The organism is Metabacillus sp. KJ11-3, assembly GCF_055808295.1.
Window position 1 is genome coordinate 3,754,173 of sequence record NZ_CM147865.1, and the last position, 25,775, is coordinate 3,779,947.

Annotated in this window: 28 protein-coding genes; 10 read left to right on the forward strand and 18 right to left on the reverse strand. The window is 35.2% G+C overall.

The features are described 5' to 3' along the window. Window positions 1-12 precede the first annotated feature (12 nt). Genes AC0L8O_RS18645 through AC0L8O_RS18655 form a run of 3 tightly spaced genes read right to left on the reverse strand, consistent with a single transcriptional unit; the run spans window position 13 to window position 2,676 of the window. On the reverse strand, window positions 13-720 hold the full coding sequence (locus AC0L8O_RS18645) for an EcsC family protein (protein WP_473444435.1): 708 nt from the start codon (window positions 718-720) through the stop codon (window positions 13-15). Further along, window positions 717-1,943, reverse strand: a complete 1,227-nt coding sequence (locus tag AC0L8O_RS18650; RefSeq protein ID WP_473444437.1) for an ABC transporter permease — start codon at window positions 1,941-1,943, stop codon at window positions 717-719. The genes AC0L8O_RS18645 and AC0L8O_RS18650 overlap by 4 nt, the downstream gene beginning before the upstream one ends. Beyond that, window positions 1,930-2,676, reverse strand: coding sequence for an ABC transporter ATP-binding protein (locus tag AC0L8O_RS18655; RefSeq protein WP_026560313.1), 747 nt, complete (start codon window positions 2,674-2,676; stop codon window positions 1,930-1,932). The genes AC0L8O_RS18650 and AC0L8O_RS18655 overlap by 14 nt, the downstream gene beginning before the upstream one ends. A gap of 885 nt (window positions 2,677-3,561) precedes the next feature. On the opposite strand from AC0L8O_RS18655, the gene AC0L8O_RS18660 reads away from it, so the two are divergent. The 3 genes from AC0L8O_RS18660 to AC0L8O_RS18670 all read left to right on the forward strand — a co-directional run bounded on the left by AC0L8O_RS18660 (window position 3,562) and on the right by AC0L8O_RS18670 (window position 6,146). Continuing rightward, window positions 3,562-3,984, forward strand: a complete 423-nt coding sequence (locus tag AC0L8O_RS18660) for an HIT family protein (protein WP_026560314.1) — start codon at window positions 3,562-3,564, stop codon at window positions 3,982-3,984. A 159-nt stretch (window positions 3,985-4,143) separates the two neighbouring features. After that, window positions 4,144-5,223 carry a 3-phosphoserine/phosphohydroxythreonine transaminase gene (gene serC, locus AC0L8O_RS18665; protein ID WP_026560315.1) on the forward strand — a complete coding sequence of 360 codons (1,080 nt, stop codon included), beginning with the start codon at window positions 4,144-4,146 and terminating at the stop codon, window positions 5,221-5,223. Between the two features lie 398 nt (window positions 5,224-5,621). Then, window positions 5,622-6,146: a tryptophan transporter gene (locus tag AC0L8O_RS18670; RefSeq protein ID WP_473444439.1), complete on the forward strand. Its 525-nt coding sequence runs from the start codon at window positions 5,622-5,624 to the stop codon at window positions 6,144-6,146. A 70-nt stretch (window positions 6,147-6,216) separates the two neighbouring features. Here AC0L8O_RS18670 and yhzF read toward each other — a convergent pair whose 3' ends face one another. Beyond that, window positions 6,217-6,408, reverse strand: a complete 192-nt coding sequence (gene yhzF / locus AC0L8O_RS18675; RefSeq protein WP_026560317.1) for a membrane protein YhzF — start codon at window positions 6,406-6,408, stop codon at window positions 6,217-6,219. 401 nt (window positions 6,409-6,809) lie between these two features. On the opposite strand from yhzF, the gene AC0L8O_RS18680 reads away from it, so the two are divergent. Together AC0L8O_RS18680 and AC0L8O_RS18685 are read left to right on the forward strand one after the other, a co-directional pair. Next, window positions 6,810-7,163 (forward strand): YtxH domain-containing protein, encoded by a 354-nt coding sequence (locus AC0L8O_RS18680; protein ID WP_226529556.1) that lies wholly within the window; start codon window positions 6,810-6,812, stop codon window positions 7,161-7,163. 309 nt (window positions 7,164-7,472) lie between these two features. After that, window positions 7,473-8,051, forward strand: a complete 579-nt coding sequence (locus AC0L8O_RS18685) for an HTH-type transcriptional regulator Hpr (protein WP_026560319.1) — start codon at window positions 7,473-7,475, stop codon at window positions 8,049-8,051. A gap of 13 nt (window positions 8,052-8,064) precedes the next feature. Here AC0L8O_RS18685 and AC0L8O_RS18690 read toward each other — a convergent pair whose 3' ends face one another. After that, on the reverse strand, window positions 8,065-8,394 hold the full coding sequence (locus tag AC0L8O_RS18690) for a DUF1878 family protein (protein WP_473444441.1): 330 nt from the start codon (window positions 8,392-8,394) through the stop codon (window positions 8,065-8,067). 215 nt (window positions 8,395-8,609) lie between these two features. Between AC0L8O_RS18690 and AC0L8O_RS18695 the strand changes: the two genes are divergently transcribed. Both AC0L8O_RS18695 and AC0L8O_RS18700 read left to right on the forward strand, forming a co-directional pair. Continuing rightward, complete coding sequence (locus tag AC0L8O_RS18695) at window positions 8,610-9,152, forward strand: DUF3267 domain-containing protein (RefSeq protein ID WP_473444442.1); 543 nt, start codon at window positions 8,610-8,612, stop codon at window positions 9,150-9,152. A 119-nt stretch (window positions 9,153-9,271) separates the two neighbouring features. Beyond that, window positions 9,272-9,451 carry a hypothetical protein gene (locus tag AC0L8O_RS18700; protein WP_026560322.1) on the forward strand — a complete coding sequence of 60 codons (180 nt, stop codon included), beginning with the start codon at window positions 9,272-9,274 and terminating at the stop codon, window positions 9,449-9,451. Window positions 9,452-9,568: 117 nt separating this feature from the next. Here AC0L8O_RS18700 and AC0L8O_RS18705 read toward each other — a convergent pair whose 3' ends face one another. After that, on the reverse strand, window positions 9,569-9,655 hold the full coding sequence (locus AC0L8O_RS18705; RefSeq protein WP_473449022.1) for a YjcZ family sporulation protein: 87 nt from the start codon (window positions 9,653-9,655) through the stop codon (window positions 9,569-9,571). Between the two features lie 88 nt (window positions 9,656-9,743). After that, the gene (locus tag AC0L8O_RS18710) at window positions 9,744-9,830 is read right to left on the reverse strand and encodes a YjcZ family sporulation protein (RefSeq protein WP_051475522.1); all 87 of its coding nucleotides are present in this window, start codon (window positions 9,828-9,830) and stop codon (window positions 9,744-9,746) included. A gap of 391 nt (window positions 9,831-10,221) precedes the next feature. On the opposite strand from AC0L8O_RS18710, the gene AC0L8O_RS18715 reads away from it, so the two are divergent. Beyond that, a complete protein-coding gene (locus AC0L8O_RS18715) occupies window positions 10,222-11,079 on the forward strand; it encodes a peptidylprolyl isomerase (protein WP_473444445.1) in 858 nt (285 codons plus the stop codon). 79 nt (window positions 11,080-11,158) lie between these two features. Here AC0L8O_RS18715 and AC0L8O_RS18720 read toward each other — a convergent pair whose 3' ends face one another. The 6 genes from AC0L8O_RS18720 to AC0L8O_RS18745 all read right to left on the reverse strand — a co-directional run bounded on the left by AC0L8O_RS18720 (window position 11,159) and on the right by AC0L8O_RS18745 (window position 20,301). Further along, window positions 11,159-11,374 (reverse strand): sporulation YhaL family protein, encoded by a 216-nt coding sequence (locus AC0L8O_RS18720; protein WP_473444447.1) that lies wholly within the window; start codon window positions 11,372-11,374, stop codon window positions 11,159-11,161. Window positions 11,375-11,477: 103 nt separating this feature from the next. After that, on the reverse strand, window positions 11,478-12,422 hold the full coding sequence (gene yhaM / locus AC0L8O_RS18725; RefSeq protein WP_026560325.1) for a 3'-5' exoribonuclease YhaM: 945 nt from the start codon (window positions 12,420-12,422) through the stop codon (window positions 11,478-11,480). A 367-nt stretch (window positions 12,423-12,789) separates the two neighbouring features. Next, window positions 12,790-17,028 carry an AAA family ATPase gene (locus AC0L8O_RS18730; RefSeq protein WP_473444449.1) on the reverse strand — a complete coding sequence of 1,413 codons (4,239 nt, stop codon included), beginning with the start codon at window positions 17,026-17,028 and terminating at the stop codon, window positions 12,790-12,792. Between the two features lie 255 nt (window positions 17,029-17,283). Next, window positions 17,284-17,415: a YjcZ family sporulation protein gene (locus AC0L8O_RS18735; protein ID WP_473444451.1), complete on the reverse strand. Its 132-nt coding sequence runs from the start codon at window positions 17,413-17,415 to the stop codon at window positions 17,284-17,286. A gap of 740 nt (window positions 17,416-18,155) precedes the next feature. Continuing rightward, window positions 18,156-19,409, reverse strand: a complete 1,254-nt coding sequence (locus tag AC0L8O_RS18740; protein WP_473444453.1) for an ABC transporter permease — start codon at window positions 19,407-19,409, stop codon at window positions 18,156-18,158. Continuing rightward, a complete protein-coding gene (locus AC0L8O_RS18745; RefSeq protein WP_473444455.1) occupies window positions 19,402-20,301 on the reverse strand; it encodes an ABC transporter ATP-binding protein in 900 nt (299 codons plus the stop codon). Before AC0L8O_RS18745 ends, AC0L8O_RS18740 begins: the two co-directional genes overlap by 8 nt. Before the next feature lie 123 nt (window positions 20,302-20,424). Between AC0L8O_RS18745 and AC0L8O_RS18750 the strand changes: the two genes are divergently transcribed. Beyond that, on the forward strand, window positions 20,425-20,610 hold the full coding sequence (locus AC0L8O_RS18750; RefSeq protein ID WP_473444457.1) for a YhzD family protein: 186 nt from the start codon (window positions 20,425-20,427) through the stop codon (window positions 20,608-20,610). A 51-nt stretch (window positions 20,611-20,661) separates the two neighbouring features. On the opposite strand, the gene AC0L8O_RS18755 is transcribed toward AC0L8O_RS18750, so the two are convergent. Then, a complete protein-coding gene (locus AC0L8O_RS18755) occupies window positions 20,662-21,438 on the reverse strand; it encodes an enoyl-CoA hydratase (RefSeq protein WP_473444459.1) in 777 nt (258 codons plus the stop codon). Window positions 21,439-21,746: 308 nt separating this feature from the next. Next, complete coding sequence (locus tag AC0L8O_RS18760; protein WP_473444461.1) at window positions 21,747-23,243, reverse strand: coproporphyrinogen III oxidase; 1,497 nt, start codon at window positions 23,241-23,243, stop codon at window positions 21,747-21,749. A gap of 257 nt (window positions 23,244-23,500) precedes the next feature. Between AC0L8O_RS18760 and AC0L8O_RS18765 the strand changes: the two genes are divergently transcribed. Further along, the gene (locus tag AC0L8O_RS18765) at window positions 23,501-23,821 is read left to right on the forward strand and encodes a hypothetical protein (protein WP_473444463.1); all 321 of its coding nucleotides are present in this window, start codon (window positions 23,501-23,503) and stop codon (window positions 23,819-23,821) included. An 18-nt stretch (window positions 23,822-23,839) separates the two neighbouring features. Here AC0L8O_RS18765 and AC0L8O_RS18770 read toward each other — a convergent pair whose 3' ends face one another. The 3 genes from AC0L8O_RS18770 to AC0L8O_RS18780 all read right to left on the reverse strand — a co-directional run bounded on the left by AC0L8O_RS18770 (window position 23,840) and on the right by AC0L8O_RS18780 (window position 25,704). Next, entirely contained in the window at window positions 23,840-24,466 is a 627-nt protein-coding gene (locus AC0L8O_RS18770) for a hypothetical protein (protein WP_473449024.1), read from the reverse strand. An 84-nt stretch (window positions 24,467-24,550) separates the two neighbouring features. After that, window positions 24,551-25,219: a VanZ family protein gene (locus tag AC0L8O_RS18775; protein WP_473444465.1), complete on the reverse strand. Its 669-nt coding sequence runs from the start codon at window positions 25,217-25,219 to the stop codon at window positions 24,551-24,553. 53 nt (window positions 25,220-25,272) lie between these two features. Next, on the reverse strand, window positions 25,273-25,704 hold the full coding sequence (locus tag AC0L8O_RS18780; protein ID WP_473444467.1) for a GNAT family N-acetyltransferase: 432 nt from the start codon (window positions 25,702-25,704) through the stop codon (window positions 25,273-25,275). Window positions 25,705-25,775: the final 71 nt, after the last annotated feature.

Genomic DNA, 25,775 nt, shown 5'->3' on the forward strand with positions numbered 1-25,775 from the left:
AGTCGTGTTTTTCTAATCTGAAAATATTCTTAATCGGTAACTGTTTATTGCACATTCCCCTAAATGCTGAACAAGATGGTAGTTTGCAACTCCGCCAACAACAGCTCCGACACCCGGGAGAATTTGCATCAATTTCACCAAATCAATATAGTCGCGATATTCTTGTTGAAATATTCGCCAATCTAGATCTTTGACTTCTTCTTTTCTTAGTTCCCAATTTTCAATTGTATCGAGAACCTCTTCTTTATGCTTTTCACTCGAAAATGCCAGTTGAAAAACATACAATAAAAACAATCGTTCTTCATATTCCTTCGTGCTGTACCCATACTCACTTGCCACTTCAAAAAGAAATTTCATTTTAATACTTAAAAATAAAGGAAAATCAGCTAAGCCTAACAAAATTCCCCCCGCACCTGTTGAGGCCCCTTCAACAGCAGCTGTCTTCTTATATACATCGATTGACTTCCTGACTAGTTGTTCCCTTTCTTCAAAGGTGAGATTCTCAACTTTTTTCGGAAATGTCGTCATATTCGATCCTATTAAGGTTGCTTCCACCATTTTTTTAATCCCTTCAGTCACTGTTGCATGTACTTTTTCAGGGATAAATCCATTGATTTTACTCTGGGCTTTCTTTGAGGAACGTTCTAAAAACGACGGCTTTCTTAACAGCTTTTGCTTCCATAATTTCGCTTCCTCTGCTGCTTGTTGTTCATAACTCATGAAATGACATCCTTTTTCTTCATTCTACTTTGCATATAGGCAAAAACAAAAAGATATACAAATAAAACAGTTGCAATGAGTACCTCTATAAACACAATCAGATCTGATTTAACTAACGTAACAATTGAATATATCACAACTTGAATGAGGAGTATGTTACATATAATTTTTAAAAAGCTGCTCATTTTTTTCTTCTCGGCATATGGATAAAGATTTGGCAGTTCAAGCAATTCATAATGCTTATATAAGCTCATAATTTGTATGCCTGTTAAAAAGGTTAAAATGACCGAAACCACAATACTCCCAATAAGCTCTAGATCCATAAATGATAAAATAACACAGCCGATAATGGTCAATCTTACAACAATTCCGAAATAATCACCGGAACGAATGAATGCTCGCATAAATAAATATTCATATACATTTTCCATATCGTACTTTACTCGACTGACAACCCAATCTAAGTAGGCGCGGCGCTTAGCTTGCTTCTTTAACTTAGGGACATCTGTAAACAAATTAGCCAGTTTGTAAAATGATTGTTTTTTCCCTTCTTCTTTCGCAATTAATGGCTCCCACTTTAATGCCTTTTTCTTTGCTGCATGTGAGAAATAGGCATCGTATCCAGCCATCACGACCAATAAAATGGCCACAAATATATATGTTTGAGAAAAGATAAAAAAGATGACACACATATTGATTGCTAAGCGAACAAGTATATCTCCCCATTTTGCTGATGCTTCTGTAAAGTAACTGATTCTCCAGCTTACCCTTAAATTCCAAAATTTCACCAAAAGTAATAAAACAAGACTAATGAGCAATATACGTCCATTTGCATTTGTTGCTTTAAAAAACAGAGGTGTAAAAAGAATTAAAGGCACGATAACAAAAAAACTTTGAGAAATAAAGCTATACGTAAAAGCTTTTTGGAAGTATTCTTTTAGCTTATATTCCATCGGAAGTAGAAACACTATATCCGCTTCTTTCAATAATGTTCTCACACTCGAAGCGATCATAATGAATGCAAAGGTCACTGTCATAATCAAGACGGCCGGAAAATCCGGTGATAATGTTTCAAGCCATTTCTGATATGTTAAAGCCCCGCCTGCAGCAAGAAATATAAACACAAAAAGCAAATGGTCATTTAACATATATTTCAAATATGACCTTGTTTCATTTATATGCTGATGAAGTCTTGTTTGCCAAATGTCATTAACTGTCTTCATCTTGATCTTCCTTTGTTAATTGAATATAAAGATCGTCTAATGTAGCATCCCTCATACCAAACTGTTCCCTTAACTGATGCAATGTTCCTTTTGCACGTACTTTTCCATTATGTAAAATAACAAACGCATCACAATACCGTTCAGCAGTCGCTAAGATATGTGTAGACATTAAAATGCCCGATCCATGACTTTTCGCTTTATCCATCATTTCAAGCAGGGAGTTTATCGCTAATGGATCTAATCCTACAAATGGTTCATCAATGATATACAGTTCAGGTTCGATTAGAAAGGCGCACATAATCATGACCTTCTGCTTCATTCCTTTTGAAAAATGAGCAGGAAACCATTTTAACCGCTTTTCCATCCTGAATTCTTTCAACAAAGGCTGGAGACGGTTTTGAAATGTTTCTTTATCAAGTCCGTAGGCCATTGCCGTTAACTCAAGATGTTCATGTAATGTTAGTTCATCATAAAGAATCGGTGTTTCAGGAATAAAGCTGAATTGTGAACGATACGCTGCTGAGTCTTGCACAAATGTATGACCATTTATGGAAACTTGTCCTTTATGTGCTTCCATCGTACCAATTATATGTTTAATCGTTGTACTTTTCCCTGCTCCATTCAATCCAATTAATCCAACAATTTGCCCTTTTTCAACTTCAAATGATATATCTTTCAAAACAGGATTTCGTGTATAACCACCTGTCAGATTTTCTATTTTTAGCAATGCCATTGTTTATGGATCTCCTTTTTCTTTTTATAGTATCAAAAAACAAAAATACATGCTCATATTGACCGTAATTTTTTTGCATATCCTGCGATCTTTCGGACATCATAATTAGTGAGGAAGGGATCCTTGTCAAACAAAAAACCTTATAAATGAGGTGTTTGTTCCAGACAATATCTTTTAACTCAAGGGATAAAATGTATGAACCATTGCTTTATAAACAACTTACGGAATGAGGTGTTTACGGGCCGCTATTCATTTGAATTAGACGCTCGGTATTACATCATTTTGTAGATGAGGTGTTTATCAAAGACAATTTCTCTTTTTGTTAATGTTAAGTAAACAACTAACAAGGGGATGGTTGTATTGAACAATGGTCTGGACACTTTCCAATAACATTTAAATAAAATGTTAAATGAGGTGTTTGTCAAAGACAATTTATTGTTTTTAACCATTGATGATAGAACACTTACGAAATGAGGTGTTTACGGGCCGCTATTTTCTTGAAATAAACGCTCGAATGTAACATCATTTTGTAAATGAGGTGTTTGTCAAAATACAGTAATCTTTTCCATATGTTAGGTCGTTTATCACTTAACAAGGGGATGGTTGTATTGAACAATGGCGATTTCACATCATTTAACATTTAAATCTAAATGTTAAATGAGGTGTTTATCAAAGATACTTTTCCCATTATATGAGTTATTCTTCCCTTCTTCAGGAACAGAGTGAACATTCGTTTCACTCTGTTCTTTTTCATATAAAGATGCTTGTGGTAAAATATAACTGTTCATACATAAATAATTTCTGATTGAAACAATAACATACTTACCTTACAAATGATGTTGAAACATGTTGAACATGAAAAATAATTGAAGGATGTGTGCGTTGATGAGTGACTGCATTTTTTGCAAAATTGTCAATGGAGAAATTCCAAGTGCAAAAGTATTTGAAAATGAACATGTAGTAGCGTTTCTTGATATTAGTCAAGTAACAAAAGGTCATACATTAGTTGTGCCGAAAGCACATAAAGAAAATATCTATGAACTTACACCTGAAATTGCCGGAAAACTATTTGAGGTTGTCCCTAAAATTGCAAATTCCATTAAAGAACAATTTCAACCAATCGGTTTAAACCTCCTGAATAATAACGGTGAAAAAGCCGGACAATCTGTTTTTCATTACCATATGCATATTATCCCAAGATATGGTAAAGGCGATGGCTTTGGTGCAGTATGGAAACCACATACAGAAGAGTATACTCCACAGGATTTACAGGAAATTGCTTCAACAATTCATAATGGTATATCTTAACTTTTCGGCCGCTTGAAGCGGCCTTTTCTTATACACCTATATATGTAACCGTTTTATTCATTAACTTTCACAAAGATGAAAATTTTCAGTCTACATTTCCTCTTCTATTCATGATAGGATATGAGTATTATTTTACGTTCTAATCAAGGAGGGCAATTCATGAGAGCTTATAATTTTAATGCAGGACCAGCAGCAATTCCATTACCTGTGCTTGAACGTGCACAAAAGGAACTAGTTAATTTCCAAAATACAGGCATGTCTGTTATGGAGCTTAGCCACCGCAGTAAAGATTATGAAGAAGTTCACAATCGTGCTAACTCATTACTTAGGGAACTATTAGGGATTCCTGACAACTATGAAGTCTTATTTTTACAAGGCGGGGCAAGCCTTCAATTCACAATGATTCCAATGAACTTCTTAAAAGAAGGGCAAACTGCTCACTTTATTATGTCAGGTGCTTGGTCTGATAAAGCACTAAAAGAAGCAAAATTTTTCGGTGAAACAAGAATCTTAGCGTCAAGTAAAGAAGATAATTATACTCATATCCCAACAGACTATTCATTAGACGAAGTAAAAGACGGAGCTTACCTTCACATTACATCAAACAATACCATTTTTGGAACTCAGTGGCAGGATTACCCGGACAGCCCTATTCCACTAATAGCTGACATGTCCAGTGATATCTTATGTAAAGAAATTGATGTTGAAAAGTTTTCACTGATTTATGCAGGAGCTCAAAAAAACCTGGGTCCATCTGGTGTAACCGTTGTAATTGTTAAAAAAGAATTTTTAGAATCTGCAAAAGAAGATGCTCCAACAATCTTAAACTATCGAACTCATGCTAAAAATAATTCTTTATTCAACACACCACCAACGTTTGCGATCTATATGCTATCTCTTGTATTAGAATGGGTTAAAGAACAAGGCGGAGTAAAAAACATTCAAAAAATCAATGAGGAAAAAGCGGGCTATATTTATTCTGCGATTGATAATAGCGACGGGTTCTATAAAGCTCACGCAACAGATGATAGTCGCTCATTAATGAATATCACGTTCACACTGCCTAGTGAAGAACTTACAAAGAAATTCCTTCAAGAAGCAAAAGAACGTCAATTCATCGGCCTTGCAGGTCATAGATCTGTAGGTGGCTGCAGAGCATCAACTTACAACGCAGTACCAAAAGAAGCTTGTGTGGCACTTGCTGAATTCATGGCTGAATTTAAACATCAAAATAGCTAAGTTAGTTTAGAGAAAAGGATTTCACGTCCTTTTCTTTTTTTGTATAAGATTGTTTTCGCAAGGATTGTTGCTTTTGAATATTATGTTAATTCTATAGTGGAATGGAGCGGAAGACATTCGACTCCAGCGGGAAGTAGAGGAAAGCGAGTGTCTGGAGCGCAATGGAACGAACTAATTTTCACCTTTACCTTCATAAAACTAATGTCTTAAGTATGTGAAATTCTTCACTATTATTCCACATTAAACTCTCACAAGCTCTCACTATTTTTTGACAGCATAAATCCTCTGTACGATATGCATAAATGTTGCTATAATAATAAATAAGTTCTCTCGCAATAGGAAATGAGTTCACTATTGGGGAGAAGAGTTTAGGAGATTAGAAGAGGAGAGATGAGAAAATGAACACAAGAGTATTAGTTATTTTATCTTTATTTGCTGCAATTGGAGCTGTATTAAGTATGGTAATGCCTCCATTTTTCGGTGGTATGAAGCCTGACATGATGTTAACCATGATGTTTATCGGAATTATTATGTTTCCTGCAATTAAAAATGTTGCATTGCTAGGTATTGTGACAGGATTTTTATCTGCATTAACATCAGCATTCCCGGGTGGATTCGTTCCAAATATCATTGACAAAGTGGTAACAGCATTCGTATTTTACGGTCTAGTTTTAGCAGTTAAGAAAATTGCCCAAAAAGTTGCAACAGCAACAATACTCACAGTGATTGGCACAATTGTTTCAGGAACAGTCTTCCTAACTGCCGCATCATTAATTGTCGGCCTACCAGGAGGAGCAGCATTTACAACATTATTCGTAACGGTTGTATTACCTGCTACATTATTGAACGGTGCTGCGATGATTATTATCCTGCCAATTGTTCAAGCTATTTTCAAACGCTCAAGAATTATAACAGTCGCTTAAGACAAATACAAAGCAAGAAAGAGGATGTTTATAGATTCATCCTCTTTCTTGCTTTTTTTATCTCATTTTATCAATTAAAGATCATTAAAATAATCCCTATAAGCAGCATTGCTGCTCCCCCGGTAGCAAGTACCGATACCTTTTGTTTCACTATTTTTTTAGGTGGATAAGATGCTGATTGCTGTAGAAGTTTAAAGTAATGAAAAGCACCTATAAAGAGTAATAAACTAATGACAAAAAATAAAAAGATGACACCTGACATTCTCATCCCCCCTTATATTTAGTTTAGATTTTTATTCTATTTGAGAAGAGCTATTTCAGGAGAGGTTACTTCGTATTTCACTTATGAAGAACATTTCAATTTCAGTGGGCTGATCTTTTACTTTTGTCCTTCATCCCTCTCGTGAAAGACATTTCATAGCTCTCTCTCATCTCCCCTGTCCTTCACACCTTATATAAACCTATTCCCCTGCTCGGTACCTTTTCATCATGAATTTCTAAACATGTCCATGAAGAGCATAGAACACGGGACTTATAAACGACTTAATAAATAGGTATGCTATACTTTCGATATGTATGTATAATGTTTATAGAAGACATCTTTGGGTATGTTGAAAGAAAGTATGTCTAATTCATTTTTACATAGTTATGGAGGGATGCAGTTTGTCAAATAATAAATCATTGTTAGTTGGATTACTTGTTGGAGGCGTGATCGGCGGGGTTGCCACATTACTCTCAACCCCTTCATCAGGAAAAGAGTTACGTAGTCAAATCAATCTAAACCGTAAGCAAATCGAAGATCTTGTAAACCAATTAAAAAAAGAAAGTAAAGCACTGAAGGTTCAATTAGTTCAAACGGCAAAAGAAGGTTCTGAGGTTGTAAAAGAAGTTTCCGCCGACTTAATGAAGTCTATTCAACAGTATCAACAGGACACTGAACCACATAAAGAAAATATTATGAAAGAAATTGAAGAAATCGATTCCAGAATTAAACAACTTGAAAAAACATTAAACTAGTTTTCAAAAGCGCGACTTCCTGTCGCGAAAACAGCACTTCGACATCCTGTGCTTCGGAGCTGGATGTCGAAGTGCTTAAACGCAGGTTTAAGAAATTTTATCGTTTCCTTTGCAGCTAGAAATATTTTTGGAGTAATAAAAAAGTGTGATAGACAAGCCCTGTCTTCACACTTTTTTTATTGGCTGAACCATTGATATAACAGGGTTTCTGAAAATTTTTAAAAATTTCGTAAATTTATATCTTTATTAATCTTTATTTTATTGGCATAATAGAGAATAATACATTTGGAAGATCAGGGGTGACGGCTGATGAAACATAACGAAAGGGAATATACAGTAAAAGAAGCCTTGTTATTTAGTCAACGTGTTGCGCAGCTGAGTAAAGCATTGTGGAAAACAATTGAAAAGGATTGGCAGCAGTGGATTAAGCCTTATGATTTAAATATTAATGAGCACCATATTCTGTGGATTGCTGATCATTTGAATGGTGCATCCATTTCAGAGATTGCTAAATTCGGAGTGATGCATGTTTCTACTGCTTTCAACTTTTCAAAGAAGCTTGAGGAAAGAGGATATCTTGAGTTCTCGAAAAAAGCTAATGACAAGCGAAACACGTATATTAAGTTAACAAAACAAGGCGAAGAAGTTCTTTCAAAACTGTTAGAAGACTTTAGTCCAGACAGGAACTCTGTTTTAAAAGGGGCTTTACCACTTCAAAATTTATATGGTAAATTTCCTGAAATGATGGAAATGATGTGCATCATTCGTAATATTTATGGCGAAGACTTTATGGAAATTTTTGAACAATCATTCCATAACATTGAAGATTCATTTAATAGTGAACAAGAAAAAGAGTCTAAGTCTGAACAGCTCATTTCTTCTCCTTAATGAAAAAAGAAGACTATATTAGGTCTACAAAATCATCCATTAAGGAGCTGTATAAGTTTTGTCTATGTAAAGCATGGATTGTTTCATATAAATCCAGCTTCGGGTTTAATTGGCCGGCAAATCGCGTAAGGAGGTCTGTAAAGATCACTAATCCTTGCGCTTTTTGTTCTTCATGTAGTCTGGAAAGTTCTTCACAAATCACCAGTACTTCTTCAATTTCATCTTTACTTAATCCTTTCGACATCACTAAATGATAAAAAGGGAATTTTGCAGGCTCCACTATTTTTAATAATAATGATTGGTAGTATTCCAATGTTTCCAATCTTTTTTCAATCGAATTCATCCCTTACCCTCTCTCTTAACTCACATTGTTGTTCTTTATTGTATAGTATTCCTTGCACGAAAGGAAGTTTTTCTCAAATTACATAGGTTGATATGATAAATTTCACATTTTTATTTTTAAATCGTTTACATCTAAAATTCCTTATTGATTTTTTCCTTTCACCATCGTACAGTATGTTAGTAATTAGTTTTGTATTATGTTTGGATGGTGAGACAATGTACTGTTGGAAAACCATAAACCTTTCAAGGGATATTGGTCTACACAGAATTTTATTTATATCGATGATCACAATGATTCTTGTATTTATTTTAACCTACTTGCCTATTAACCTGCTATTTCCAAAGATTCATTTTGATGATGGGCATTTCTTATTATTTATGTTTATTTTGGTCTGCATGATGCCAGTTCACAAATTACTACATGTTTTTCCGTTAATACTAACCGGATGTCGTGTTTCGCTTAATATTAAATTTTACCGTGTGTTCCCTACTTTCCAACTCAAAGCTTGTGAAGGAATAAAAAAGAAACGAATGATCACTTCCTTATTAACTCCGTTTCTTAGCTTCACCATTTTATTTGTGATTGGAGGCCTTTATTTTCCGGCCTATATCCATTATTTAAGTATAGCTTTTGCCTTCCATATTGGCATGTGTGTACCGGATTTCTTATTACTAAGGCAACTATTATTCGCTCCAAAGGTTTGTACAATTGAGGAGTATGAGGATGGTTATGAGGTACTAGTCCAAAACAATAGTTAAAAAAGTGGCAATTACGCTTGTCACTTTTTTACATTTTTGTGCAAATCAGATGTCAATGCTATCTTTTTCATAAATAGTTTGGTAATCTAATATGTATAATGTGGGGAGGGGGATCTCTGGTGATCATTTTCTTTATCTTGTTTGCAGTCTTTATCTTGTTTTACATAAATAAGCTTACAAATACATTGTGTTTAGTTCGCGAGATTCCTGAAGACCGTCAAACAAAGGTTTTTAGAACAATCAATGTACTTATTACAATTCTGCTGATTTCTTCATATATTGAAGTTCTTTACACCTAAAAGCTTTATGTTGCCTCGAGTAATTCATTTATTCATTGTACTGGTTGTTCTTCGGGGCCTTATTGCTTACATACATAGAAAAGCCAACAGGAAATCCTGTTAGCTTTTTTTGTTTTCTTATAACCACGCTGCACCAACGATGATTAACAAGATGAACAATACAACGATTAACGCAAAACCACCTGCATAAGCTCCTTCGCCCATAATGACACCTCCCTTTCTTCTTGTTACAATATCCTATGATCTAACCTATTTAATGGTATAGGCATTTATCCCGTACTAATTGATTTAATTAGTATAGATAAGAAGCACCAATAATAATTAACAAAATGAAAAGCACCACAATCAAAGCAAAGTTACCTGTAAAAGCGTGACCCATATCAATTACCTCCTTTATTTCTTTCAATATATCCTATGCAAATGAATCAATCATGACTGGACGATAGCCCAGTTCCAGGTATTTGTGTTTATATAAATGGAATATCCCTCTTCAATCCCCCTATTTACAAGGGAATTTCATTCTTTTATTTTTCTCACCCAACCATTTGATAGCGTTTTCCCCGAAAAAACTTTTTGATCGTCACTCAATATGGTATAGTATTTCTTGTACTATCAGAAAGATAAAATTTTATGGGTTGATAGTATAAGAAATACTAAGGCTTTCGCCATTAGTGCTTGGCGATAAGCCAAGTTTTTCTAATATAATCTGGCAATACATAGAAAAGCTGGATCCAGTAAAAATCTAATTTAACTAGGAGTTGTAGAAGAAGATGAAAAAGTTTGCCATTGTACTAGCCACAGCAACAAGCTTACTTGCGTTAAGCGCATGTAACAACGCTGATTCAGAAGTTGTTGTTGAAACAAAAGCGGGAAATATCACAAAAGATGAATTTTATGAAGCAATGAAAGACCGTTTCGGTGGAGATGTTCTAACTGAGCTTGTTCACGAAAAGGTACTTAGCGATAAATATAAAGTAACAGATGAGGAAGTACAAAAAGAATTTGATAATCTTAAAACACAATATGGTGCGCAATTTGAAAGTGTCATCCAAGCACAAGGTGAAGATGTTGTGAAACAAATGGTCAAAGTTGATTTATTAAGAAAGAAAGCTGCAGAAGCTGAAGTTGAAGTTACAGATGAGGATATCAAAGCTTATCACGAATCTTTAGAAGGACAAATTAGAGCAAGCCATATCCTTGTTGAAGATGAAGCAACTGCTAAAGAAGTAAAAGAGAAACTTGATGCCGGAGAAAAGTTTGAAGACCTTGCAAAAGAACATTCAATAGACCCAGGTTCTGCCCAAAACGGCGGAGATCTCGGATGGTTTGGTGAAGGTGCGATGGTTAAGGAATTCCAGGATGCTGCCTTTAAGTTAAAAGAAGGGGAAGTAAGTGCTCCTGTAAAATCTGAATTCGGCTACCATATCATTAAGGTAACGGAAACTGTAAAACCGTTGGAAGAAATGAAAGAATCACTAACCGAAGAGGTTCGCAAACAAAAGGTTCAACAACCTGATACAATCCAAAGTGCTTTAGACAAAGCCCTTAAAGACTCAAATGTTGATGTGAAAGATGAAGATTTAAAAGATCTATTTAAAGCTGAAGAAGCTGAGGAAACTAAGAAATAAGATTTGTTTCTAACAAAAAATAAGGCTCTCGTTTATTCGAGAGCCTTATTTTTACTATCAGAGAGGATAAATTTTTCTATTAGCTTACAGATTGATCATCTTGGAGTGGTTGTTGTTCGAGCATGGTCTTTTTCTTTTGGCGCTCCTGCTCGATTCGATCAAGATAGACTTGACCTTCTTTTTCAATGAAATCTTCGTCAATCATTTTATCCTGACGCGATGTTTTAAATGCCATATATCCACTGACGAGTATTCCTATCAAACATAAATAAATCCACCAAGGCAACATGACCATATACTATTTCCCCCTTTAACTTGTACAAAAGACAAGCCTTTTTCTAGGAGCATATGATCACATTTCTTATATTATGCCTATTATTTTTTACTAGCATATCCTATTATTTGTGAAATGAAGGTTTATAAAATGAACGATTATCCAAAGCAAAAACTCTTTCAGTATATTCACCTGGCTTCACTCGCTCAAGTGCCCGATCCAACATGTTCATTTTTGCATCTAGATTGTCAATATAATGGAGAATTTCGGCTTCTTTGATCATTGGAGGCTTTGGACTTCCCCATTCTGCCTTTCCATGATGACTTAGTACTAAATGCTGAAGAACAACAATTTCTTCCCCTTCAATTTGTAAATGCTCTGCCGCTTTGGCAATTTCATTCACCATGATCGAGATATGACCTAATAAATTCCCTTCAACCGTGTAGGTTGTACTAATTGGCCCAGACAGTTCAATGACTTTCCCTAAATCATGAAGGATCACACCAGCATAAAGCAGGTCAGTATCCAAACTTGGATATAAAGTGGAAATTGACTTGGCCAAATCAAGCATAGAGACAACATGGTACGCCAGCCCTGATACAAACTCATGATGATTCTTCGTTGCAGCAGGATATTCCATAAAAGCTGACCCATGTTTCTTTAATAAATATCTTGTTACTCGTTGGATATTTGAATTTTTCATATCAAATATATACTGAGTAATTTTTTCATTCATCACATCTTTAGCAATTGGTGCTGTCTCTAATAGATCTGATATTTCAATTTTTTCTTCATCATGTTTAGGACGGATTTTTCGGATTTTCAGTTGATTACGTCCCCGATAGTGATGAATATCGCCTAATACTTTGACAATACTTTGAGGGCTGTACATGGCTTCATCTTCTTGTGAAGCGTCCCAAAGCTTTGCTTCGATTTCTCCTGACATATCTTGTAAAATTAATGTTAAGAATGCTTTTCCGTTACTTGCAATTCCTTTTGTTGAAGACTTAATTAATAAGTGAACTTCTACTTGTTCCCCAATGTCATGATGCAATATTCCTTTTCCCATCCTAAAAGCTCCTCTCAATGCTTGTTTATCTGTCAGTATCATTTATAATACTGATGTTTTCGCATACTTTGTTGTTTATAATGCGGTTAAATATGATAATTAAATCGTTCTTGCGCTTCAGACACAAGACTCGCCGGGGAGGAAGCTTGAGCCTCCTCAGTTTCGCTTGCGGGGTCTCAGCCTTTCCTCAACTTCCCGCAGGAGTCAAGTGTCTTCCGCTCCATTCCACTATAGAGTTACTATAAATGAAAAAGTAGTATTCAAGAGCTCACTCTTTATGAAATAAGTTCTAAAAACGATCATTTGTATGGCTAGTATAGCATAATTCGGTTCTATCCTGTTTGAGGAAGTTTAGTACCTTTGTTATTTAGCTAATATTAATCGTTTTAGAGAGATTGATTATATGCTCGGGCTGTGATGATTCGGCCAAGTGGTAATGGCATGTAAAGAAAAGGACTTGTTGGTCTTTTTTTAGCTCATGTAATAAATTTAACGTATTCGTTGTTCTGCGATGGTCGAAATGAACAAAACTATCATCAATCAGGACAGGCAGTTGTAGTTGCGAATTAATGTTTTGGATAACCGCTAATCGAATCGACAGGTATAGTTGCTCGGCAGTAGCTTGACTAAGCTCTTCTGCAAAAAACTTTACTCCATCCTGACGTTCCACAATAAACGATTGCTTTTCCATCGGTAAATATACCTTCTGATAGGAGTTTGAAGTAAGCAATTGAAAATAATACGTGATGGAAGTCAGCAATTCTGGCAGCTTTTCTTCTCTATGCCTATGAATTGTTTTTTGAAGGAGATCCTTTGCAAGCGCCCTGACAATCCATTTTTCTGCTTCATCTTTTACCATGGCCTTTTCATTTTCAAAGGCATGTCTCAACTTAGAATATGTTCCACTTTGCTCCATTTCTTCGATCTTAAAACAAATACTTGAATACTCCTGTTGCACGTGAGTTTCCTCTTTTTCCAGTTGTTCCATGTCATTTACTATTTCTTGTAGTCTCACATCAATTGTATCCATTTTCTCATTAGCCAGTGTCTCTAGGTCTATATCACTTTCCGTGACCAATTGCTTTTCAACCCATTGCAATTGTTTTTGTATTTCTTGACGTTCTTCTTGTACTTTTGCCAGTTTTCGAAATTCATCTTCATTTTCACACTTGCTACTACAGATTAAATCATTCTGCTGTTTCTTGATGAATACAATCTCTTCTGATAAAGAAGCTAGTTCTTCTGCAACCTCTTCTTTTTTCTCGAATATTTTCTCCCGTTTTGCAGCTTTAGCTATTTCCACACTACTTTGTTTACCTAATATATAGATAGATTCTTTCATTGAGGACCGTTCAATTTGGCATAATTCAGCTAATTTCCATACTTCTTCCTCAAACTTCAATTGCTCTTGGTGAAGTAATCTTGCTTCAGAACTATATTTATTCTTTTCTATGATGACACTTTGAAGATGTTGTAATGCTTCAAAAGCTTCTAAAAGAACTTCAGACGATGCATTCGAATCAACTTGAATTTGGTTAGCAATTTCAGCAAGCTGTTCTTGTTTGAAAAATTGATCCTTTTCCCATTCCTCATACTGTTTTAGCAGCCTCTCATAGACCCTTTCCTGTTGTTCAAGAGTATGCTTTTCATGATGTAGGGATTCTTTCATCATTTGATCTTTTTCTAATAAAGTCATAATATCAGATAATTCTCTGCCTGATGATGATTCGCTTTGATGAGCATGATAAATACGTTGTTCTAAATTCTTTACCTTCGTTTCCAAATGCTCAACAAACGTGTCTTTTTTCGCCTGCAAATTCTTGGTCTGTAAAAGAGTTCCGATACATGCAACCAATAAAATTCCAAAAAATAGCCAATTTTGTTGAAGAAATCCCCAAACAGATCCGGCTAATAAAAGGAGGGAAAATAAGATAAAAAGAAGGGATCGTTGTTTCTTTTCTACTTTATATTCCTGCTTACGCTTTTTCAGCTCTGCTGATACCTGCTTATGTTCCTCCTTAAGTACCGGAAGATTAGCATTCTTTCTTGAAGCTAGCTCTTGCTCTAAAGAAGACCTTTCTTCATTAGTCAAAACTTCATTCGTTAATTTCCCTATCTTCCATTCCGCTTCTTCTAGAGAGCTTTGCACCTGTTCAAACTGATCATCAAGCATTTGTTTTCTGTGTTTTAACTTTACTTCATCCTCAACCAATCTCTTAAGTTTGTCCTTCATCATCATTGTCGCTTGAATAGTTAAGATGTCATCCTCCGTTAAATGAGGATACAATCTTTGCTTTAATACCTCATATTCATGTTGAAGCTGATCAATTTTTTTCTCCACAACTTGCTTGTTCTTTCCTTTTTCTTCATATAATGACATCTGCTCACGAACATATTCAATCTCGTTTTTATGTACAATAAATGCATCGTTTATATGAATCTCTGCTACTTCTTCCTCAAGTTGGGATTTCCGTGCTTGCAAAGCATGTAGCTGCATATTCAGCGGCTGAAGTGTTACATGAAGATGGTCCAGCTTCTTAAGTCCTGCTTCAGGAAAATGTTCTGTTGCAGGCAATTGTTTTAACTGGTTTATACACCAATTTTTTTCTTTTACTAAAGGAAGAACTGTTTTTGCTTTTTCCAAATACCTATGCTGTAACAGTTTATTCCGTTTTGTTTCAATAATGGATGATAGTCGTGATTGAAGTGATGCTTTTTCATGTTGAAATTGCTCATAAAGATGATTATTCCGCTTTGCTTCCTGCAGATCTGCAGCTTGTTCTTTTAGCTTCACTAGTCCTTCATTTACAGTCGGTCTTTTTCCATTTGGTTTATATAGAAGGTCCATTTGCTTTGTTAATTGATCATCAATGGTAAAAAGTGCATCAGCCCCGTAGATACTCGATAGAAACAGATATTTTCCGATTTGATTGGCATCAAGTTTTTGAATTTGCTGTAAACCATGGACATCAAAGGAAAATATGGAGCGATATGTTTCCTTATCCACCCCACCTAAAAGTGTTTGTAAAAACTCTTCATTCTCTATTGCTCCATCTTCATATTCAATCCTAACTTCACCGCCAAACTTACCTGGCAATCGTTCAATTTTCATACGCTGACCACTTTCTAAACGAACGAATATACAGCCGCCATAGCTTGTTGCTCTTTTTGGTTCATAACGGTTTTCCGATTGCTGCTTTGTTGGGAACCCAAACAGGATGCTATGTATGAATGACATAATTGTTGATTTACCTGCCTCGTTTTCTCCATAAATAACGGAAAAATTGGCTTGTCCAAGCATAATATGTTCATTTTCAAATTTTCCATATCCATAGATTTGCAGTTCTTCTATTTTCAATCTTTTCACCTCACTTATGCTCGTGATGTTGCAGTAATTCACGATGTAGTAGTTGCTCAGCTTTTTTAGAAGCTGCTTTTGTTCCTCAAGTGTATAACCGCTAATATACTTACGGAATAAAGGATTTTTTTTCAGTGGTTCAATTACTTCATCAAATTCATCATAGTTATCGATTGTGTTTTCAAGATCTTGATAAAAAGTCGATAGTTTTTGCGAGGTTGTTCGTGGTTTGATTGTACGATCAATGATTTTAACCACCCAAACAAAATTCTCCTGATCATTTTGTTGCTCATTCAAAACATCAAGAAGATCCTCAACGAGATCCTGAGAGTTGAGTTCATTTGCTAATTCACCTGAGTCTACAAATGAGATCGTTAAACATATCGCTTTGTTTTGTCTTTTCAGGTTCTCAACCGATCTTTCACAGGCTTGAATTAACTCAGACAGATTTCGGCATTTATTGATTGAAACATCAATCTCCTCCCATCTTATGACTTCTGTTGGGACAAATGTATTTGTTACTTTTCCTTCTTCTATTTCAACTAAGTAACAGCCTTTTCTGCCTGTTTCCTTCCGATGACGGCCTTGTATATTACCTGGATATGCAATAACAGGGTGTGCTTCATGTAATACCTGACGTTTATGAATATGCCCTAAAGCCCAATAGTCAAAGTCTTTACTTATTAAATCGTTTACTTTAAATGGGCAATAAACGTCATGCTCGTTGTTTCCTTCTGCAGAGCCATGCAACATACCGATGTGGAATACATTTGGATTTTCTATTTTATTGTATTGTGACGTAATATTCTCATGTACTGCACGCTCAGGATAGCTATAACCGTATATATAGGCTGTCGGAATTTGATTTTTTATATATTCTTTTACTTCAACTTTGCGGCTTGAAAACACATGCACATTTTCCGGCCATACCAGATCAAGCCACTTCCCACCCATATGATCGTGATTTCCATGAATAATATAGACTTGTATATCCTTTTCAGCCAGACGTTCGAATTCTTTTTTTAATTTTAATTGGGCTTTTAAGCTTCTTTCATCTTCATCGTATAAGTCACCTGATAAAAGGATAAAATCCACCTTATCTTTAATGGCATATGTGATGATGTTTGAAAAGGATGTAAACGTGCTTTCTCTCACTTTTTCAAAGAGCTTTGCGGGCATATGTTTTAGTCCTAGAAAAGGGCTGTCTAAATGCAGGTCTGCAGCATGGATAAATTTTATGGCACTCATATATACCTCTTTCTTCGTCTTCCTTTGTTTACCTATTATTTTACCATCTATGAAATACGAATGCACGTTCTGCTCCAAATCTTTAATGGCTAGGCTTTACCTGTTGATAATATAAACTATACTTGTACATATTGAATTTATATTTCAATTTTGTTACTTATGGTCGATCCTCTCATGATGTACATTACTTTCATGGACTCTAACATATATATCTAATGTAAAAAGGCGACTATTTAAGTCGCCTTTTTGAGGTTATTAGCAATAACCACCATAACCTCCCCAGAAACTAGCTCCGATGATAATTAGAAGAATAAATAAAACAATTAATAGCGCAAATCCTCCACCGTATCCAACTCCACAACCTGCACCTGGACCTACATTTGACATAATTAGCATCTCCTTTGTTAAAGGAGGATTGAAACATGGGTTAATATAAGATATGGACTTTTTCTTCAAATGCTACAATTAAATGTATATAAAATTACCAACTTACAAAAAACGCCTTTTCATTTCCCCTTGCCTAATATCAATGATAGAATAAGCCATCAAAATCCAATACGTGTAATCGAGTGTTTCAAATTCAACTTCTATTCCTTAGGAACCAACAGTCCATTCAGGTCCGGGATTCCCCTCCCATTTTCTCGATCAGATATGTTACACCAGTCATAGTATAATTTCCTCTAGAGATAAGTTGGCCACCTATCGTTTCTCCATTAGGAAACGTATAACCATATGCAATATCTTTAATTTCTAAATTGATATTTGGACCTGTCAATTAGAAATACTTTTCCATTTCCATCAGCAACTACTAGCCCAAAATATCAAAATTTAATTAAAAATATGGATTAGGACAATCAATCTACAGAAGAAGAACTGCTTGAATAATGCCCCTATGGAGTCATTTTTTGATCATTAAAAGGATGAGATTGACTACCAATCTTATAAAACATTGAAAAAACTAAATGTAAAAATAAATCAATATATGGTTTACTATAAGAAATAACGCTATCAATGGAATTTAAAAAGATGACCCCTAATCAATATAGGAATCATCTTTTAGTTGCTTAACTCTTTTTTCTTGTGTCCCTGACGTGGTGCCATTTTAATACAGCCCTTCTCTTTTTTTCTTATTTATCCTTCGATAAAATAAGCGCCCTTTTTAAATCTTTAAAAGATGAAGATTTCCCATAAATGAGAACTCCTCCTTTGTACACTCTTGCTCCAAACACGGCTAACACGATAATTGATCCGAACAGGATAGCGATTGATAGTGCAATTTCCCAAAATGGGATATTTAACATTCCTACACGGAGGAACATGATCATTGGTGTAAAGAACGGAATGTACGATGTGACCGTGATGAATGGTGTTTCAGGGTTTGTTAATCCAAACATAGCAATCATAAATGCGCCAACAATGATAAAGATCATAGGTGATATTAATTGTTGGACATCTTCAATTCGGCTGACGAGTGACCCTAAGAATGCTGCAAGTGTTGCAAAAAGGAAATATCCTAATAAAAAGTAAATTCCTGCATAAATGAAGGTTGAGGTTGGAATATCAGAAAAGCCAAACATTCCTCCCGTCATTGCCGATAGATCATCCATCTTTGCCTGTATAGAAGCATACCCTACAATTAGAATAACAAGCATTTGCGTTATGCTTAATAACCCGATTCCGATCAGCTTTGCAAACATCTGCTTGACCGGTGAGACACTGGAGATTAAGATTTCCATCACTCTTGAAGACTTTTCTGTTGCGACCTCTGTCGCAATCATGCTCGCATAAAAAATAACAGAAAAATAAATAACAAATAAGAGAACATACACTAAGCCTCTTGCTTGATTTAACTCTTCTTCTGTTTTCGCATTATCCTCCAAGGCAACTTTTTGAACTTCCACCGGAGTAAATAATTGGTCTAATTCATTTGTTTGTAACCCAAGCTTTTCTCTTCCTATTTCAAGTTTTGTTTGCTGCAATACTTGCTCCACCTGAGTAAAAACCTGACTATCAGTGATTGAGCTTGTTTTTACAGTAGCTTGTGGAAGTTGGTTAGCATCATTGGATAAAACAATAATTCCATCTAACTCGCCAGCTAGAACACTTTTTTCTAAGTCATCCTCATCATTATTTGCCTTTTCAATTGATAGTGGGCATCCCGCGGAAGACAGATGTGCTTCAAATAAATCATAATATCCTTCTGACTCATCAATGACAGTAAATTCTTTTGTTTGTTCTCCGTTGTCAAACATATCAATAATGGATGTAATATTAGATAATCCGACCAGAATAAGGGCTGTTAATAATGTTGTAATAATAAATGACTTCGTCTTAAGTTTATTTAAATAAGTATGAGCCACCATAATCCAAAATTTACTCATATGAAGCACCTACTTTTTCTATAAAAATATCATTTAGTGATGGTTCCTCAAGTGCAAATTTCCGGACAAAGCCTTTGTGTTGAAGTTCATGAAAAATTCTTTGTGAAACCTCTTCATTTGCAATTTGCAATTCAACACCCTCAGTAAGCTTCTTAATCTTGATAACACCGGGGATTTGCTCTAAAAAGCCCATATCAAAGTCTCCATGAATAAAGAGATTTTTCTTTCCAAATGACCTCTTAATTTCACGTAAAGATCCATGTACCACCGGTTTTCCTTTATGCATGATGCAGAGATGCTGACATAGTTCCTCTACGTGCTCCATCCTGTGACTTGCAAAAACGATTGATGTACCGGCTTCTTTCAAATCAACAACAGCCTTTTTTAACAGTTCAACATTAATAGGGTCCAGCCCACTAAATGGTTCATCTAAAATTAAAAGCTTTGGTTTATGTAAAATTGCTGCGATAAACTGTATTTTCTGTTGATTTCCCTTTGATAGCTCTTCAACTTTTTTATTTGCATACTCTGTCACATTAAATCGCTGCAGCCAGTGGTCCATCTCGCTTACCACCTGTTGCTTGGACATCCCTTTTAATCTACCTAAATACATGAGCTGATCTTTGACCTTTAATTTCGGATAAAGACCTCTCTCCTCTGGTAAATAGCCAATTTTGTCGCTTTCTTCATATGATATTCTATTTCCATTCCATGTAATGGTGCCATCTGAAGGGTTTAACAACCCTAAAATCATTCGAAAAGTTGTCGTTTTCCCCGCTCCGTTCGCACCAAGGAAACCAAAAATTTCATTTTCCGGTATTGTGATCGAAAGTTGATCTACCGCAAGATATGAACCGAATCGTTTTGTGACAGTATTAATCGTTAAACTCATATTTCCCCTCCTCTATATGTACTACGAAAATGGTAATAGAAGGTTTCACCTTTAAGCAGGAAAACTCACGATAATTTAAGAATACTATGAAAGTATGGATCTACAACATGGGAGGAATGGGAAATGGCTATCTATTACTTAACAGTTTTTGAAAAAAACGGAGAAAAATTATTAGATGAAACCTTTGAAGCACAAAGTGAAAAAGAAGCAAAAGAAATCGGCCAACAAAAATTAGAAGAAAATAACTTTACGGATAAAACCCATCGTTGCACATCATCATCGGGTAAACTCGTATTATTTGCACGTTAATCACAAAAGTAGGGGTAGTCTTACTTGAGACTACCCCTTATCTATTGGCCTTTATTTTCCTGTAAACTGTGGTGCTCGTTTTTCTAAAAATGCTGTTACACCTTCACGATGATCTTCTGTTCTTCTCATTTCAAGCTGACTGATTGTTTCAAACTCCAAGGTTTGAATCAACTCTTGTTTTTCTTGTGAACTAAAGAGTATCTTGGACGCAATCATGGCTTTGATTGGCCTTGCTCCTAATCTTCTTTTCATCAATTCTATTTGTTCTTCCGTGTCACCTCTATAGATTTCATCGATCAATCCCATTTCCAATGCCTTATCACTATCCATGGATTCACCTTTCCAGATAACCTGTTTCGCCAGGTGCTCACCTAAGCGTTTCTTTAAGAAGAAATGTCCCCCTCCATCTGGTACAAGACCTATGTTGATAAAATTCATGGCCACTTTTGACTTCCTTTCGGCTAACACAGAATCACAAGCTAACGCAAAGCTTAGGCCTAACCCGGCAGCAGGTCCATTGATTAGGCTTACTGTAATAGCAGGCATTGTATAGAGGGTGACAATAATGTTTTTAATATTGTCCATCACTTCTTTAAATCCATCTTCACTTGGACTTGATAGCATCGATTTTAAGTCTCCCCCAGCTGAAAATGCACGACCTCGCCCAGTAATAAATAATAAAGTGATGTTTGATGTGGATATTTCGCTAAGACATTCCGATAGATCTCTTAGCATTTGAACGTCCATTGCGTTTAATGTATCTACTCTGTTTAAGTATAGTGTTGCAATGTTCCCCTCTTTGACCAGTTCAAGTGTTTGATAAGACATTTCTTCCACCCCTTATTTTTATTTCAATATATTAATTCTAAAGTATGTGGGAGATATCCTGCTTATTTCGTTTCCTGTCTTAAAAGAAGTCTGTTTTTGCATACTTTTTTGTTAGTTAATGTAGTTTATGATAAAAATAGTTCGTTCCATTACGCTCCAGAAACTCGCTTCCCGCAGGAGTCAAGTTTCTTCCGCTCCATTTCATTATAGAATTACAATTTTATTGAAGTGCAACAATCTCTGCCAAATGAGATTAAAAACAAAAGCAGTAGAAACTCTACTATGTAAAATTTCTACTGCTCCAGCTATTATTTAGAAAACAATTCCTCTAAAATCTTAATTTTTTCAGTGGTGTAGTGTTCAAATCCGTCGTTGTAGGATTTTGGATCTTTCGGGTTGGCGAAGTGGGTGATTTTTCTTGTTGTTGGATCTACAAATTTACTTGCTGCTCCACATCCGATTCCAATGATGGTTTGCTGCTCTTCCATGATCATAATGTTATAAATACTATCTTGACCTTTGAGCGCATAGCCCACATTTTCCAAGTTACCCAGGATATTTTTTTGACGATATAAATAATAAGGCGCGTAGCCATGGTCTTTCGTCCAAGTGACAGCGTGATCCATCATGGTTGTGATTTCTTCACGACTTGCTACCTTGTACTTATGCTTGTTTTGTGTCATTTCTGATGCACGTTTAAATGAAAGAGTATGAACAGTTAGTGATTCAGGCATAAGTTTCGCTGATTCAGACAGGGAGTAATCAAATTCCTCCACTCCTTCACCAGGTAAGCCAATAATTAGATCCATATTAATATTGTTCATTCCCATTTTCCTTGCTAAATGGAATTTCTCAATCGTCTCTTCCACTGTGTGGTGACGTCCGATTGCTTTTAGTGTTGCTTGAGTATATGACTGCGGATTAATACTAATGCGGTCGATTTTCCATTTATTTAATACGTTAAGTTTTTCTTCTGTAATTGTATCAGGTCTACCGGCTTCAACTGTTATTTCACGAATATTTTTCACATCTGGAAATGATTCAACCATTTCCTCGTAAAGCATGTCCATTTCTTCTGCCGTAATACTAGTTGGAGTACCTCCGCCGTAATAAACCGTTGTAATCTTGATATCATTTTCTTTTAGCCATTGACCAATTGCTCTCATCTCATGGTGAAGTCCGCCTAAAAAGGATGTGACAGACCCCTGTCTTCCGTTGATTGCATAAGCCGGGAATGTACAGTAAGCACACTTTGTCGGACAAAACGGAATCCCAACATATATACTGACTTCATTTGCCAGGGAATCAAGGTCAGGTATTACCTCAAGCTGGCGCTCAACAATTTGCTGCATAAGGTTAATTTTTTCATCTGATAATAGGTATTCTTCTTTAAACATTTTATGAATCTCAGATGTTTGCATACCTTCTTGTCTCTTTTTATGGTAAAGCTTTGTTGGACGAATTCCTGTTAAGATACCCCATTTTTGAATCATGCCTGTGTAGTCTTGAAGTAAGGTTAAATAAACATAGGAAAGGGTGTTTTTCACATATCTTAATCGATCCTTTCCAACGAAATGGGAGGGAATTTCCCTTTCCTTGCTTGCTGTAAATTGCTTTCCATCTTCAGAGAGCAGTGCCCCTTTAATAGAAACCTTTTCACTTTCTTCTTCAATAAAAAACTCTGCTTCTAGAGAATGATCGTCATCTGTAAAGCAGAGCTCAGTTTCTTCAAAAAACAAATTACCAATTAACGTTAGCGGTCGATGGAAACGTTCATCTTCAATGCCTTTTATATAAATTTTCATTATAATCACCTTAACTTTTTTTGTGAAAACTTACTTAAGTGTACAAAATAACATCTTGATTGGTCAATGTTAACATATTGTTAATTTTATCATTGAAATGAATTTGGAGAATTGGTTAGCAATAATTTCTAAGAGAACAACCTAATAATATATTGTTTAGGATACAAAAGACATAAAATAATCATAATAATTTCCATAAGTAACTTCATAGAATAATAGTACAAGTAAGACAAGGATTAGAATAGGAGGCAGTATTGTTGAAAAAATTTGCTCCTTTATTATTGGTTGCAATCGCCATAGTGGTAATAGGTTACTTTGATTCTCCTAAATTTGCCGAAAAAGAACAAGCCATTTCAACTTTTCCTGTACCTGAGGAAGAAACAACCTCAGCTACTGCTGCAGAGGAGGAAGAAATAAAGGGAATTCCTGAGCTAGAGAGCCGACTCGTTGATATGTATTTGGAAGATGGATATTCGGTTGAAGTGTATCAGGAGTATGAGGTATATAAGAACGAGCAAGGGAATGTTATGGAGAGGGTTGCAACAGAAAATTATCATTATTTAAGGTATAAGCAATAAAATGCATAGGGACTTCCCTTATGCATTTTTGTCTATTTTCAATTCACGAACTATGTAAGAAATTAATGTATCAAGTGGGTTTATTATAGACTTTGATGTCTTGAGTTCAACTTCCTTGGATGCATCGACCATAGATAATTGAGCAACAGAGATAGCTTTATCTTCTTTCATAAGTTTGTGCAAGTACGTGGATATTTCTTGATCGTATTCCTGTTTTAGACCTTGCATGATTAATTCAAAGGTATTATTAATAACAATTGCTTCTATATCTAAGGATTTTTGCCGGTAATCAGCATATTGCTTGAGACGTTCCATTGTCCCATTTACAGTAGCAGGATTTGTGAATAGAATTGTCTGAGGTTGTTGTATTTGACATATATATTCAAAGTAGGGTTCATCAATTTTAATAATTGGAATTGATATGGAAAGTTGTTCTTCTTGTAAAATAGCAATATAGTTTGTGCAGGTAATAAGAATGGCATGAACATGGCATTCAGCAATCCATTCTATTTGCTCTTTCACTTTCATCTGGGCATCCGCTGCTTTAAATGTTTCATCAGATGTAACCCGATACATTAAAGCCGGGTCAACAAAATGAACTAATTCAATTTCATATGAAGAAAGTGCGTTTTCGATATATTCAATATTTGAATAGTGTGCGTGTAAGCATCCTAGCTTTTTTTCATTTCATTCGCCCCCTTCTTTTGTGTTTTCTCCTTTGGACCTCTTTTATATACCAACATGTATTTTTCCCCAAGATTTAAATCGCTTATCAATTATAACCCAAATACTATAACACCCAATTCCTATTAATGCCCCGAGGGTATTTAAAATAACATCATCAATATCTGCACTTCTTCCGATTCCCAAATTAAAAACTAATGCTAAAACAGTTTGTAAAAACTGTATGAATTCTATTCCTATAGTACAAAGAAGCGAATACCAAATAGCTTGTTTATAACTGTTTGCCCACTTAAAATAAAGCATAGCAAATGTAAATGGAGTAAGCATGATAATATTACCCACAATTTGAAACAAAGCGGAGGGGCTGTACATTATTACGTCAATGATTCCTTTAATAGGTATCAAATTTACAGAATAAAAAATGTAACCAATACTTTCTAACGAATATCTTACACCTTCAAAAAAGAACAAATTTTCGATTGTACTATGATACAATATGCAAAAATATAGAGAGAAACAGATACCCAGTATCCAGTCAAATACATTTTTTATTTTTGTATGTTTCAACAAAAATATCATACAGACAGTGGTAATGATTATATTCACTATGACTTGTAAAATGATAGGCAAGTAATCATTCACATTACTAAAGTAAAAAAATAGACTTTCTCCAAAAAATAATAAAGGAAATATTAATAATAAATATTTCTTCATAACTTATCACCTAATTGATCAAATTCATGTAAAATTCTTTCGAATAATTTCTTTTAAAATAATCGCTTTACAAAGCCTGTACTTTTCGCACTATACCCCATTTTTCCATAAAATTGGTGTGCGTCTTCCCGCTCAGCTCGGTTTCCACTATTTAACCCGATTCCTTCTGCACCTAGGTTCTTTGCGTATTTTTCAGCTTCAGTTAATAGTAGTCTTCCAATTCCTTTACTACGATAATTTGAATCTACAACAAAAGCTATTACACGGGCATAAATACCATCACTGTTGTAAAGTACACCTGTATGAAAACCAATCATCCCTACGACTTTATCATCATTTTCAGCTACAAGAGTATAATGATTTGAAATTTTTTCAATTTGATTAAACCTTATGTTCATTTGCTCAATAGAAGTTGGATAACCAAGTTGTTCCATTAGGGATGCTAAAATAGCTATATCACCTGGAATGGCTCTTCGGACCTTCATCTTTTCCTCTCCTTAAAATAAACCCTAAAGTTTTTTCTATTTTTTGTATGTAGAATTAAAAGTGTACTTAG